Source organism: Lutimaribacter marinistellae (assembly GCF_042648365.1).
Lineage (GTDB): Bacteria > Pseudomonadota > Alphaproteobacteria > Rhodobacterales > Rhodobacteraceae > Lutimaribacter_A > Lutimaribacter_A marinistellae.
Genome location: NZ_JBHRXI010000025.1, coordinates 67023 through 80293, shown reverse-complemented (window position 1 = coordinate 80293; position 13271 = coordinate 67023). Strand labels below are relative to the sequence as shown.

14 protein-coding genes are annotated in these 13271 nt (G+C 61.0%); all 14 read left to right on the top strand.

Annotation, left to right across the window (positions count from 1 at the left end):
- Positions 1-4: 4 nt before the first annotated feature.
- The 14 genes from ACFORG_RS19075 to ACFORG_RS19010 all read left to right on the top strand — a co-directional run bounded on the left by ACFORG_RS19075 (position 5) and on the right by ACFORG_RS19010 (position 13226).
- On the top strand, positions 5-712 hold the full coding sequence (locus ACFORG_RS19075; protein ID WP_386737140.1) for an FkbM family methyltransferase: 708 nt from the start codon (positions 5-7) through the stop codon (positions 710-712).
- Between the two features lie 5 nt (positions 713-717).
- Positions 718-1794, top strand: a complete 1077-nt coding sequence (locus ACFORG_RS19070; protein ID WP_386737279.1) for a glycosyltransferase family 2 protein — start codon at positions 718-720, stop codon at positions 1792-1794.
- 84 nt (positions 1795-1878) lie between these two features.
- Positions 1879-2841, top strand: coding sequence for a phosphoadenosine phosphosulfate reductase (locus ACFORG_RS19065; protein WP_386737139.1), 963 nt, complete (start codon positions 1879-1881; stop codon positions 2839-2841).
- A gap of 85 nt (positions 2842-2926) precedes the next feature.
- Entirely contained in the window at positions 2927-3964 is a 1038-nt protein-coding gene (pyrC, locus tag ACFORG_RS19060; RefSeq protein ID WP_386737138.1) for a dihydroorotase, read from the top strand.
- A gap of 20 nt (positions 3965-3984) precedes the next feature.
- Positions 3985-4662, top strand: coding sequence for an orotate phosphoribosyltransferase (locus tag ACFORG_RS19055; RefSeq protein ID WP_386737137.1), 678 nt, complete (start codon positions 3985-3987; stop codon positions 4660-4662).
- A gap of 191 nt (positions 4663-4853) precedes the next feature.
- Positions 4854-6332: a replicative DNA helicase gene (locus ACFORG_RS19050; protein WP_386737136.1), complete on the top strand. Its 1479-nt coding sequence runs from the start codon at positions 4854-4856 to the stop codon at positions 6330-6332.
- A gap of 47 nt (positions 6333-6379) precedes the next feature.
- Positions 6380-7171, top strand: a complete 792-nt coding sequence (locus ACFORG_RS19045; protein ID WP_386737135.1) for a DUF1194 domain-containing protein — start codon at positions 6380-6382, stop codon at positions 7169-7171.
- A 59-nt stretch (positions 7172-7230) separates the two neighbouring features.
- Positions 7231-8265, top strand: coding sequence for an alanine racemase (gene alr / locus ACFORG_RS19040; RefSeq protein ID WP_386737278.1), 1035 nt, complete (start codon positions 7231-7233; stop codon positions 8263-8265).
- Entirely contained in the window at positions 8262-9044 is a 783-nt protein-coding gene (locus tag ACFORG_RS19035) for an MlaE family ABC transporter permease (protein ID WP_386737134.1), read from the top strand. The genes alr and ACFORG_RS19035 overlap by 4 nt, the downstream gene beginning before the upstream one ends.
- Entirely contained in the window at positions 9041-9787 is a 747-nt protein-coding gene (locus ACFORG_RS19030; RefSeq protein ID WP_386737133.1) for an ABC transporter ATP-binding protein, read from the top strand. The genes ACFORG_RS19035 and ACFORG_RS19030 overlap by 4 nt, the downstream gene beginning before the upstream one ends.
- 4 nt (positions 9788-9791) lie before the next feature.
- Positions 9792-10235, top strand: coding sequence for a paraquat-inducible protein A (locus ACFORG_RS19025; RefSeq protein WP_386737132.1), 444 nt, complete (start codon positions 9792-9794; stop codon positions 10233-10235).
- Positions 10236-10368: 133 nt separating this feature from the next.
- Complete coding sequence (locus tag ACFORG_RS19020) at positions 10369-11193, top strand: DNA repair protein (protein ID WP_386737131.1); 825 nt, start codon at positions 10369-10371, stop codon at positions 11191-11193.
- Positions 11194-11265: 72 nt separating this feature from the next.
- Positions 11266-12630, top strand: coding sequence for a DNA repair protein RadA (radA, locus tag ACFORG_RS19015; protein WP_386737130.1), 1365 nt, complete (start codon positions 11266-11268; stop codon positions 12628-12630).
- 41 nt (positions 12631-12671) lie between these two features.
- Entirely contained in the window at positions 12672-13226 is a 555-nt protein-coding gene (locus tag ACFORG_RS19010; RefSeq protein ID WP_386737129.1) for a CvpA family protein, read from the top strand.
- The last annotated feature ends 45 nt before the right edge of the window (positions 13227-13271 follow it).

The window sequence follows — 13271 nt, the reverse complement described above, 5'->3', positions numbered from 1 at the left end:
GGACATGCCCGCACCTCGCGTCCAGCAACCGGAAAGCCAGGAGCGTTTCATCACGTCTCGCGGTATCCGCTTTCCGCTTGAGGCTGGGCTGATACCATGGCGCCTGCGCAAGGCGCTGCGAAGCAACAGCTATGAACACCGAGAAGCCGAAGCCGCATTGAAACTCATCGGCAAGGACGATGTCGTGATGGAACTGGGAGCGGGAATCGGTTTCATGTCCACGTTGATCGCCACCCAGACACCTGCGAGCTCTGTTCACGCGTTTGAAGCGAACCCCCGCCTGATCCCGTACATCCGGCGGGTCCACGCGGAAAACGAGGTCTCCAATGCCACCGTTCATCACGGTGTCCTGGGTGAGGCGGAAGGCAGCGCCGGTTTCTATGTGCGGCCACGGATCCTTGACAGTTCGCTCGCCCCGATGGCCGATGACAGCGAGGAGGTTGAGTTGACCGAAGTGCCAGTCCTCGACGCTCGATCCTGCTTCGACAAGGTTTCCCCGACCATCCTGGTGTGCGATATCGAAGGGGCCGAAGTCGACCTTTTGCCGCTTCTCGACCTGTCGGGGCTGCGGGGCATGGTCATCGAACTGCACCCCCAGTTTGTCGGCAAGGAAGGGATCGACCGGGTGTTTTCTCATCTGCATTCCTGCGGACTGGTTTTCTTTCCGCGCTTCTCGGACCGAAAGGTCGCCGTTTTTCGTAGCGATTGGTGAGCAAGTTGCGCATCGCGGCAATTCTCACGGTGCGCGACGAGGCCGCATTCCTGCTTGAATGGCTCGCTCATCACCAGACCATCGGCTTCACCGATTTCGTGGTATTGTCGAACGATTGCCGCGACGGGACCGATACGATGCTGGATCGGCTGCAGGCGCTCGGGCAGGTCCATCACATTCGCAATAATGGTCCTCACGACAAGCGCGGCATCCAGTTCACCGGACTGAACCTCGCGGCCAAGCATCCGGCCATTCGCAAGGCTGACTGGATATTGCCACTGGATATCGACGAATTCGTCAATATTCATGCAGGAGAAGGAAGTGTTGCAGACCTTCTCGAGGCTTTGCCTGATGCCACTGCAATCACACTTACGTGGCGGCTCTTCGGAAATGCGGGCAAGTTGCGGTTCGAGGATGCGCCGGTCCTGGAAAACTTCACCCGTTGCGCACCCGAATTAGTATATTGGCCTTGGCGCGCCGCGATGTTCAAAACCCTTTATCGCAACGACGGCACATATCGCAAACCGGGTGTACATCGACCCCGGCAGCTTGTTTCCGATCGGGTGGAGGCTGCGCGTTGGTTCGACGGTCACGGCCGGGAGCTTGATCCGCAATTCCGCGAGCGGCGGATTTTCTCGCCCTTCGGGCGCGAGAATTTCGGACTTGCTCAGCTCAATCACTATCCCCTCGGCGCGATGGAAAGCTTTGTACTCAAGGCGGATCGTGGTCGCGCGGTTCATTCCGATCACATGCTTGACGTCGATTACTGGGTCGAACGGAACTTCAACACGCACGAAGACCGCAGCATCCTGCGATTTTCGCCCGCGCGCGACAAACGGCGGGCCGATTTGATGGCAGATCCCGAAATCGCACGCCTGCACGCCGCGGCAGTTGGATGGCGCAAGGCACGGTTCGAAACACTGATGACGCAAGAGCCGTTTCGCGCCCTGTTTGCACGCCTGATGATGACGCCCCCATCGCGCCCGGTCGATGCACGTTCTGCCCAAACCCTTATGCGCTATGCTGCCCTCGGTCGGGCGAACGGCGAAGCGGGCCGCGAGAACGACCCGAAACCGGCCTGAGTTTTACCCAATTTGGCCGTATTTGCCGCCTAGAACCGAACCTCGAAACCGTCCCGTCGAGTGGATGGAAACGAGGATCGATACATGCAGGACGCGCAGAACAGCCTAGACGATTCGATCGCCGGATACCGCGTCGGTGTCTGGAAGGAGAAGCTGATTGCCCAGGCCGAGGCTGAAGGAATGGCGCAGATCCTTGGCGAGCAGCATTTCGCGACCTTCATTGATCGAGACAGCACGCTCATCGTGACATTCGAGACCATCCAGGGCATCCGGGCCATGTCCGAAACACAGCAACCATTCGGCTTTGAACTGGTGAAGGCGCAGGGCTGGTCACATCTTTGCATCATCTCCGACGGTGACACCTGGTTTCGCGACGCGAAGGTTTACGGGTTCTTCGACCGGCTGGTCGATGACGGTTTTTTCGAGGATTTCGACCATGTCGTGTTTTACGGCGCGGGCCCCTGCGGCTATGCGGCGGCAGCATTTTCAGTTGCCGCGCCTGGTGCGACCGTTGTCGCCGTGCAGCCGCAGGCCACGCTTGATCCACGCATGACCGAATGGGACGACCGCTTCACGGAAATGCGCCGCGTATCGTTCACCGACCGCTATGGCTATGCCCCCGACATGCTGGACGCTGCCGAGAAGGCGTTCGTGCTGTACGATCCGCATGAGCAGCTCGACGCGATGCACGCAACGCTTTTCGCACGCTCCAACGTCACCCGGCTCCGGATGCGCATGATGGGCGGAGAGCTGCAATCGCGCCTGCTTGACATGAACCTACTCTATCGGCTGCTGACGCTTGCAGGCACGGGTAATCTGAACCCTCGCAGCTTCAGCCGCCTTTATCGTGCGCGCCGTTCCTATCCGAAATACCTCAAGATGGTTGTCGCGCGTCTCGACCAGCAAAATCGGCCCTATATGACGATGCTGGTCTGCCGCAATGTGATCGCCCGGCTACCGCTGCGCCGCCTCCGCTTGCGGTTGGAAGAGTTGGAAGAAAAGGCCAAGGCTGGCGCCTTTACCCCTCCGCCGCCGGCCCGTAGCTGAGGCTTTCCACTTTTTCGTCGATCAAATCGGCCGATGAACCGGCATGGCTCTTTCCCGGCAGGGGGGCCTGTGCTAGCGGGTCCGCATGACCCAGACCCTGACGCTGCGCCGCCCCGACGACTGGCACCTGCATCTGCGCGATGGCGCAATGCTCGAGGCCGTACTGCCCGAAACCGCGCGCCATTTTGCGCGCGCGATCATCATGCCCAACCTCGTGCCGCCCGTGGTGACCGGTGCCCAGGCCGCATCCTATCGCGACCGTATCCTTGCCGCCCTGCCCGACGGTATGGGTTTCGAGCCGTTGATGACGCTCTACCTGACCGAGGACACCGATCCAGACGACGTCGCCGCCGCTGCGCAAAGCGGGCTGGTCAAGGCGGTAAAGCTCTACCCGGCCGGGGCGACCACCAACTCGGCTTCCGGTGTTCGCGACTTCGACAAAGTGCGTGCCGTGCTTGAACGCATGGCCGAGATCGGCCTGCCGCTTTGCGTGCATGGCGAGGTAACCGATACCGAAATCGATATCTTTGACCGCGAAGCCGTCTTTATCGACCGCGTCCTTGACCCGATCCGCCGCGCCACGCCCGGGCTTCGCGTCGTGATGGAACATATCACCACTGCAGACGGTGTGAATTATGTCATGGCGAATGACGAGGGCCTTGGCGCAACGATCACCGCCCACCATCTTGTCATCAACCGCAACCACATCCTCGTTGGTGGTATCAAGCCGCATTACTACTGCCTTCCGGTGGCGAAACGCGAAGATCATCGCCTTGCCCTTGTCGACGCAGCCACGGGCGGCGATGCGCGCTTTTTCCTCGGAACGGATAGTGCGCCGCATACGGATGCCAACAAGGAAAGCGCATGTGGCTGCGCCGGTTGCTTCACGGCGACCAACTGTATGAGCGTTTTGGCCGAGGTGTTCGAGAGCAGAAATGCCCTCGACCGTCTGGAAGGGTTCGCCGCGCTCCACGGCCCGGCTTTCTATCGCCTGCCTGTCAACGACGAGACGATCACCCTGACCAAGGGCGATCCTGTCGTCTATCCCGATCATATCGACAGCGGCGAAGGACCCGTAACCGTCTTCGACCCCGGCTTTCCGCTTCATTGGCGCGTCGCCTGACAGATCGAAAGAGCACTATCATGATCCCCAGTTCATACCCGTCCAACGAAGAAATCGCCCGCCTGACCGCCCGGATGCTGCTTGAAATCGGCGCGGTGAACTTCAACACCGACGAACCCTATACTCTGGCGTCGGGCCTGCCATCGCCCAGCTATATTGATTGCAGAAAACTCATCTCCTTTCCGCGTATCCGATCGACGTTGATGGACTTCCTGACCGTGACGGTCATGCGCAATGCCGGGTTCGAGGCATTCGACAACATCGCAGGGGGCGAGACCGCGGGCATCCCGTTTGCCGCGCTGGTGGCGGAGCGGATGGCCCTGCCAATGACCTATGTACGGAAAAAGCCCAAGGGCTACGGGCGCAACGCCCGGATCGAAGGCGCGATGACCGAGGGGCAGCGCGTTCTTCTTGTCGAGGATCTGACCACCGATGGCGGGTCCAAGCTGTCCTTCGTGGATGCGATTCGCGAGACTGGCGCCACCTGCGGCCACACGGCGGTGATCTTTTTCTACGGCATCTTTCCCGAGACGGAAAAGACGCTGGGCGATCACGGCGTCGCACTGCATTACCTGTGCACCTGGTGGGATGTCTTGGCCGAGGCCAAGGCGCAAAATGCCTTCGACGCCAAGACGCTGGACGGTGTCGAAACCTTCCTCAAGGACCCTCGTGCCTGGCAGGAAGCGCACAAGACCTAAACGCGCCTCCACCGGCGATCTCTTGCCGGCCCCCAGACCCGAAAAAGAACATCTAGCGCGAAACCTCGGGCCAGACACAACATTATGTGATATCCTTCGATACACACAGCCTATCCACAGAAACATACAGTTTGCGTTTCAGCCCCTCGGACAGCTAGAACTCCGGTCCCATGGGGATGGCAGGAACAACAATGAACGAGATCAGCAGTATCGCGCAGGCGCAAATTCAGGACGCCGAGACCATGCCGCATTCGGTCGAAGCCGAACAGCAGCTTCTCGGTGCGATCCTTACCAACAACGACCTGTATGACCGTGTGGCCTCCATCATCGGAGCCGAGCATTTCTATGATCCGGTCCACGCCCGGATCTGGGAGGTGGCCGCCGCGCGCATTGCCAAGAACGCGCTTGCCTCTCCCGTAACGCTCAAGTCCTTCATGGCCGACGATGCAGGCCTGCAAGAGTTGGGCGGTGCCGCGTATCTAGTAAACCTTGCCGGTGCTTCGATCAGCGCCTTTGCCGTGCGCGATTATGCGCAGATGATCTATGACCTCGCGATCCGGCGCGAGTTGATCCGGCTGGGTCGCGATATCTCGGACAAGGCATCGCGGGTCGACGTGTCCAGTGAACCCAAGGAGCAGATCGTCGAGGCGGAGCAAAAGCTCTACCAGCTGTCCGAACAGGGGCAGACCGAATCCGGCTTCAAATCCTTTCTCAAGGCGGTGACCGAGGCCGTCAATGTCACCAACGAGGCCTATCAGCGCGGCGGAGGCATGGCCGGAATCTCGACCGGGCTGGCCGATCTCGATAAGCAGCTGGGCGGCTTGCACCCCTCGGACCTTCTCATCCTCGCCGGGCGGCCGTCGATGGGCAAAACCTCTCTTGCCACCAACATCGCCTTCAACGTCGCCAAGGCCTACAAGCGCGGGCAGAAATCCGACGGCTCCGAAGGGGCCATCGACGGTGGCGTCGTCGGCTTCTTCAGTCTCGAAATGAGCGCCGAACAGCTGGCGGGCCGTATTCTGGCCGAAGCCTCGGAAATCTCCAGCCACAAGATTCGCCAAGGCGACATGACCGAAAGTGAGTTCCGCCGCTTCGTCGATGCGGCCAAGGCGCTGGAAGCCTGCCCGCTTTTCATCGATGATACTCCTGCCCTGCCGATCAGCCAGTTGGCGGCACGCGCCCGCAGGCTCAAACGGACGCATGGCCTGGACCTGTTGGTCATCGACTACCTCCAGCTTTGCCGCGGCATGTCCGACAACCGCGTGAACGAGATCGCCGAGATCTCGATGGGCATGAAGGCCATCGCCAAGGAACTCAACATTCCTGTCATTGCGCTGTCACAGCTGAGCCGACAGGTCGAAAGCCGCGACGACAAGCGCCCGCAACTTTCGGACCTGCGCGAATCCGGCTCGATCGAGCAGGATGCAGACGTGGTGATGTTCGTGTTCCGCGAAGAATACTACAAGGAACGCGAAAAACCCGGTGATCATGAGGCCGACAAGATGGCCGAGTGGATCGAGGCGATGGAACGCCTGCACGGTAAGGCCGAAGTCATCGTTGGCAAGCAGCGACACGGCCCCATCGGCACTGTTGAGCTGGCCTTCGAGGCGCAGTTCACCCGCTTCGGAAACCTCGTGAAGCCTTGGCAGCAGAACGAACAAGGCTACTGACACAGGTTTGAGTAGACAGGGCGACCCTGGTCTGGCCCAATCGGTCCATGGTCCGTGTTCTTGTTCTATGCCTTCTCTTCGCAACCCCTGCCCTTGCCCGGGACCGCGAGGTCGATGTCGAGCTGTTTCTCGCGGTCGATGTCTCGCGCTCGATGAACCCGGATGAGCTGGAAATACAGCGCCGCGGCTATGCACAGGCGCTGCAAAGCGACGAGGTCATTGCCGCCATTCTGAACGGGATGATCGGCAATGCGGCCATCACCTATGTCGAATGGGCCGGCACGGCCAGCCAGCGCGAGGTTGTACCCTGGACCTTGATTGAAAGCGCCGAGGATGCCCGCGCTTTTGCGGCGCAGATCATTGCGCATTACGATGCCTCGATGCGCAGGACATCCATCACCCAGGCCTTGCGCCACGCTGCGGATGCGTTCGAGGGAAACGGGTTCAGCGGTCTGCGCCGCGTCATCGACATTTCCGGGGACGGTCCGAACAATCAGGGCGGGCTGGTCACTGCTGCCCGCGATGCTGTGCTCGCCCGCGGCATTACCATCAACGGCCTTCCCCTGATGACCGAGGATGCGTTGACGCCCACATGGGGCATCCCCGATCTGGATACCTATTACATCCGTTGCGTGATCGGCGGCCCCGGTGCGTTCATACTTCCCGTGACACATTGGGACCAGTTCGCCGAGGCAGTGCAACGCAAACTCGTGCTCGAAATCGCGGGCAACCTGCCAGCCCGACTGTATCGCGCACAGAGCAGAAACCTGCCGCCCTACGATTGCGAAGTGGGCGAAAAGATATGGGAACGCAACAGGCGCTACCTGGACTGGCCCTGATCGGCGCTTTGCGCCTGTTTCCTCTTGACCCGGACGACGCTGCTGTCAACAACGCCAACATGGGAACTGCTCGCCTCACCATCGACCTGAATGCGCTTGCCGAGAACTGGCGCGCGCTTGACGCAATGACCGAAGCCGAGACCGCTGCCGTGGTAAAGGCGGATGGTTACGGGCTGGGTGTGGCACCGGTCGCGCATGCGCTTGCCCGTGCAGGCGCGCGAAGCTTCTTCGTTGCCGTGGCCGAGGAAGGCGCAGCCTTGCGCCGCGCCTTGGGCCCCGGCCCGGTCATCTGCGTCTTCTCCGGGCACATGGCGGGCGATACAGAATTGCTGCGCGATTTCGACCTCGTGCCGATGCTCAACTCCATCGATCAGATGCTACGGCACGCCGAGGCGATGCCCGACCATCCGTTCGGCGTTCAACTCGATAGCGGGATGAACCGGCTCGGGATGGAGCCTGCGGAATGGGTCGCGCTGCGCGAGCTTGCGCTCCGTCTGAAACCCGAACTCATCATGTCTCATCTAGCATGTGCAGACGAGCCGGGACACCCCATGAACACGCGTCAATTGCAGTCGTTTCGAGAAATGACCGAAGGGCTCGATATCCCGCTGTCCCTTGCCGCGACGGGGGGCATTCTCTTGGGGCCGGAATACCACTTCGATCTCTGTCGTCCGGGTATCGGCCTCTATGGTGGGCTGCCATTTGCCGAGGCACAGCCGGTGGTGTTCCTGGATGTTCCGGTGATCCAGGTGCGCGAGGTCGAGCCCGGTGAAACGGTCGGATATGGCAACACATGGTTCGCAACGCGACCCAGCCGCATCGCAACCATCGCGGCGGGCTACGCCGATGGAATCCTGCGCGGGACCGGCGGCGGCCTTGTCGCTCATTCGGATGGGCATCGTTGCCCGGTCGTCGGCCGCGTTTCGATGGACCTCATCACCGTTGATGTCACCGATCTTGATCAAGACCCCGACCATCTGCGCCTGTTGGGGGAGAAACAACGGGTAGATGACTGGGCGGACGCCGCAGGCACCATCGGCTATGAAATCCTGACCTCACTAGGCGCGCGCTACACGCGGGACTACAGGGAATGAGCCCCGCCGCGCCGCTTGGCGCGTTGGGGCGCATCGTACTTGAAACACTGGCGCGGATCGGACGCGTCACGATCTTCGCTCTCGATGGATTGAGCCATATCCTGCGCCCGCCCTTTTATGCCCGGGAGTTTGGCCTTGCCCTCTTCGGTATCGGCTGGGCGTCGCTGCCGGTCGTCGGTCTGACAGCCGCATTCTCTGGCGGGGCGCTTGTCTTGCAGATTTACGCGGGCGGTGCACGGTTCAACGCCGAGGCCGTCGTGCCGCAGATCGTCGCCATCGGCATCGTGCGAGAGCTTGGTCCCGTTCTTGTGGGCCTGATGGTCGCGGCGCGCGTGACCTCTTCGATCGCGGCCGAGATCGCGACGATGAAGGTCACGGAACAGATCGATGCGCTGATCACGTTGTCGACGGACCCGATGAAGTATCTCGTCGCCCCGCGTCTGCTCGCGGCATTGGTCACGGTCCCCATGCTGGTTGCCATCGGCGACCTGATCGGTATAGCAGGTGGATACGGCGTGGCGGTGTGGCAGCTTGGCTTTGCTCCGGTTGCCTACCTCCAGACGACAATCGACTTCCTCGAATACAACGACATCGCCTCCTCCCTGGCAAAAGGCGTAGCCTTTGGCGGAATAGCCGCGATCATCGGCTGCTATTTCGGGCTTCGGGCGGGCAATGGCGCACAAGGTGTCGGCCGCGCGACGAAGGCTTCGGTCGAGACCGCCGCCATGTTGATCCTGGCCGCCAATTTCTTGCTGACCGGTCTGTTCTTTGTCCCATGATCACGCTTGACGATATTCATCTGTCCTATGGCGAAAGTGCTGTCTTGCGCGGGCTATCACTGCATGTGCCCAAGGGGCAATCGGTGGCCATCATCGGCAGGTCCGGGACGGGCAAGTCCGCTGCCCTCAGATGTATCCTTGGCCTCGAACGACCGGACCAGGGACGAATCTTGATCGACGGACAAGAAGCCAAACGAGAGAACAGAGACAGCTGGCTGCCGCGCATCGGGATGCTGTTCCAAGGCGCGGCGTTGTTCGACTCCCTCACCGTCTGGCAGAATGTCGCCTTTCGCCTTCTCCACGGTCGATCCAAGCGCCCGAGGTCGGAGGCCCGAGACCTTGCCGTGGAAAAATTGCTCCGCGTCGGCTTGATGCCGGATGTGGCCGACCTTTATCCGGCTGAATTGTCCGGAGGCATGCAAAAGCGAGTGGGCCTTGCCCGTGCCATCGCGATCCAACCCGAGATCATGCTGTTCGACGAACCGACGACAGGCCTAGACCCGATCACGGCAAGCGTCATCAACCGGCTGATCCGCGAGATCGTGACCGAAATGGGCGCGACCGCGATCACCATTACCCATGACATGCCGTCCGTTCGGATCATAGCCGACGACGTGGCGCTCTTGCATGGTGGTCGGCTGCACTGGTCCGGACCGGTTGCACAGCTTGATACGTCAGGCGATCCCTTTCTCGAACAATTCGTCCACGGTCGGGCCACGGGTCCGATCCGGGCGATGGGATAGACCCATGTTGCTACGACTCGCCACGCTTTCGCTCCTGGTTCTTTATCCGGTCGCCTGGTTTGCACCGCTCATGCGCGCGGGTTTGCTGCCGATCTTCGGGTTGTCCGAAATCAGTGTCATCACCGGGCTGCAGAGCCTGTGGCGCACGGACGTGGTCCTTGCCCTCGCCGTCACGCTCTTTGCGCTCGTGGCCCCGGTGGTCAAGACGGTCGGGCTGGCGCTGGTGCAATGGCGATTTCTGGACGCGCGCGCCCTGCCCGCGCTTCACGTCATGGGCAAGCTGGCGATGGCCGATATCTTTCTTATTGCGCTATACATCACCGTGGCCAAGGGCGTGTCCTACGCCACGATAGAGATTGCATGGGGGCTGTATCTTTTCACCTTCTGCATCCTTGCGTCTCTCGGGCTTTCGCTTCTCACGGAAAAATCGAAAACAATAAGTGACTGACGGCCCGGTAATTTCGGAACCAAAGTCAATGTCGGAGCTTTCTACTCCAGCGGCAGGCAAAAACTTGCCAGATGCGCGCAAGCGTCTATACTGATTTGTATTTTACGCTTGCATTCTGTGACTGGAGGCCTTCATGGCGACTTTTCGACCCCAAGCGGCCGAATCATCGGTCAGCTTGTTCAAGACAATACTCTATTCGATCATTCAGCCTGTTCTTCTCGGGCTTATCGTCCTGTTCGCCTTCGGGTTGCTGGGTGCGACGTTGCTTGCAGCCTTCGGCGTCATGCCGTGGTTGGAAGTGCCGGTCACCATCAATGGCGCCGCCTTTGAGGCGGCCGGAATGTGGGCTCAGATCGGGTTTACCGTCCTCGTACTCGCGCTTTGCGCCTTTGTTCCGACAAACGGTCGCGTGATGCAGCTTGAGCATTCCCACCGCAAGTTTCACCTGACGATGAACGATATCGTGCATGCCTATCACACCGCTCATGCCGCCGACCGTCAGGGTGCCTTCAGCCTAAGCCACGAGTTCGACGCCGTGCGCGAGCGTATCGCCTACCTGCGTGAACATCCCGACCTCCAGTCCATGGAGCCGGAGATTCTCGAAGCGGCGGCGCAGATGAGTACCGTCAGCCGCGACCTGGCCGATACCTATTCCGATGAAAGGGTGAACCGGGCTCGCGAATTCCTTCGCCAGCGACAGCAGGAGCTAGAGGATTTCAAGGACCGGATCGACACGGCCAAGATCCTGACCGAAGAGATGCGCCAGTGGGTTCAGGCCGTCGAGATCGACGAGGCGGTCGCCCAAAGCCAGGTGAACCGGCTCAAGGCGGATCTGAACGACATCCTCCCCGAACTCGATCTCGGCCTTGCCGAACTGGAAGCGCGCCGGGGAAAGACGCGGACCGACCCGGAGCGGCCGGACAACGTGGTCGGGATAGCAAAGACGGCGGCAGAGTGATCTACCTGCCAGATCGCGGCGCCACGTAGCGCCGCGATTGACCGCGCCCACGAAGCGGGCGAAAAGCCTCGCATGGCAAAAACTCTCTCCTTCTCCTGCTCCGCCTGTGGCGCGCGACATGCCCGATGGTCAGGCCGTTGCGATGCGTGCGGCGAGTGGAATACGATCACCGAAGACGCCCCGATTTCCTCCGGCCCAGCCGGAAAATCGCTCGGCAACAAGCGCGGGCGGGCTGTTGCGCTGACGGATCTGTCGGCAGAAGAGACTCCCCCACCCCGTGCTACCAGCGGCCTTGCCGAGCTTGATCGCGTTCTTGGCGGCGGATTGGTTGCCGCATCCGCGCTTCTGGTGGGCGGGGATCCGGGCATCGGGAAATCGACCCTGCTGCTTCAGGCTGCCGCCAAATTCGCACAATCCGGGCTCAAGACGATCTATGTGTCGGGCGAGGAGGCGTCGGCACAGGTGCGGATGCGTGCCCGCAGGCTTGGTCTTGCAGATGCGCCGGTGCAGTTGGCTGCCGAAACCAATCTGCGCAACATCCTGACCACGCTTGAGTCGGAAAAACCGGGGCTTGCCATCATCGATTCGATCCAGACCATGTGGCTGGACACGGTGGACAGCGCCCCCGGTTCCGTGAGCCAGGTCCGCGCTGCCGCGCATGAGTTGACGACCTTTGCCAAGCGTCACGGGATTTCGGTGGTCATGGTGGGCCACGTTACGAAAGAAGGGCAGATCGCCGGTCCCCGCGTGGTCGAACACATGGTCGATACCGTCCTCTATTTCGAAGGCGAACGCGGACATCAGTTCCGAATCTTGCGGGCCGTCAAGAATCGCTTTGGGCCAGCGGACGAGATCGGCGTTTTTGAAATGACCGGCAGCGGCTTGTCCGAGGTGGTGAATCCCTCGGCACTGTTTCTGTCCGAACGCGGCACGCCAAGTCCCGGCTCGGTCGTCTTTGCCGGGATCGAAGGCACCCGCCCGGTTCTCGTCGAGATTCAGGCGCTTGTCGCCCCGTCTCCGCACAGCCAGCCACGGCGCACTGTCGTGGGCTGGGACGGTGGCCGCCTTGCCATGATCCTTGCCGTGCTAGAGGCCCGCTGCGGCATTCCCTTTGCAGGGCTCGACGTCTATCTCAACGTTGCCGGTGGCCTGAAGATTTCAGAACCTGCCGCCGATCTGGCCGTCGCGGCGGCACTTCTGAGCGCCCGCGAAGATGCCGCCCTGCCCGCAGAAACGGTGTTGTTCGGTGAAATCTCGCTCTCAGGCGGGTTGAGACCGGCACCTCAGACGGAAAACAGGTTGAAAGAAGCTCAAAAACTTGGTTTCACCGCAGCGATTGCTCCGGCAGGCGGCAAAACCGGCACGGTGGACGGACTGACGCTCAGCCGCCCCTCTGATCTCGTGGGTTTTGTTGGCGAAACGTTTGGAGCAGGATAAATTGGCCCGGATCCCGGGCTCCAGATGAACAGGCGAGGGTCATGGAAGGTTTCACCATTATCGACGGGGTCGTGGCCCTGGTCATCGTCGTTTCGGCGCTTCTGGCCTATTCGCGTGGCGTCGTGCGCGAGGTCATGGCCATCGCAGGGTGGGTGGCTGCGGCCGTGCTTGCCTTCATCTTTGCGCCTCAGGCTGTCCCTCTGGTACGTGAGATCCCGGTGCTGAATGAATTCCTTGCCGGAAGTTGCGAATTGTCGGTCATTACCGCCTTTGCCGCCGTTTTCGCCCTTGCTCTTATCATCGTCAGCTTCTTCACGCCGCTGTTTTCCTCGCTGGTGCAGCGTTCGGCGCTTGGCGGGCTCGACCAAGGCCTCGGCTTTCTGTTTGGCGTGGCGCGCGGCATCCTGCTCGTCGCCATCGCTTTCTTCGTCTATGACACCGTGATGTCGAACCAGGCCTTTACCATCGTCGACGAAAGCCGGTCCGCGCAGGTGTTCTCGCGCATGTCCGGCAAGATCGACGAGCAGAACCCCGAAGAGGCATTGGGCTGGATCACGCAACAATACGAACAACTCGTCGGCACCTGCGCCGAATAAGACAAGCGGTAGACGGCAAAACGCAAAGGCAGCCCCGGGGCTGCC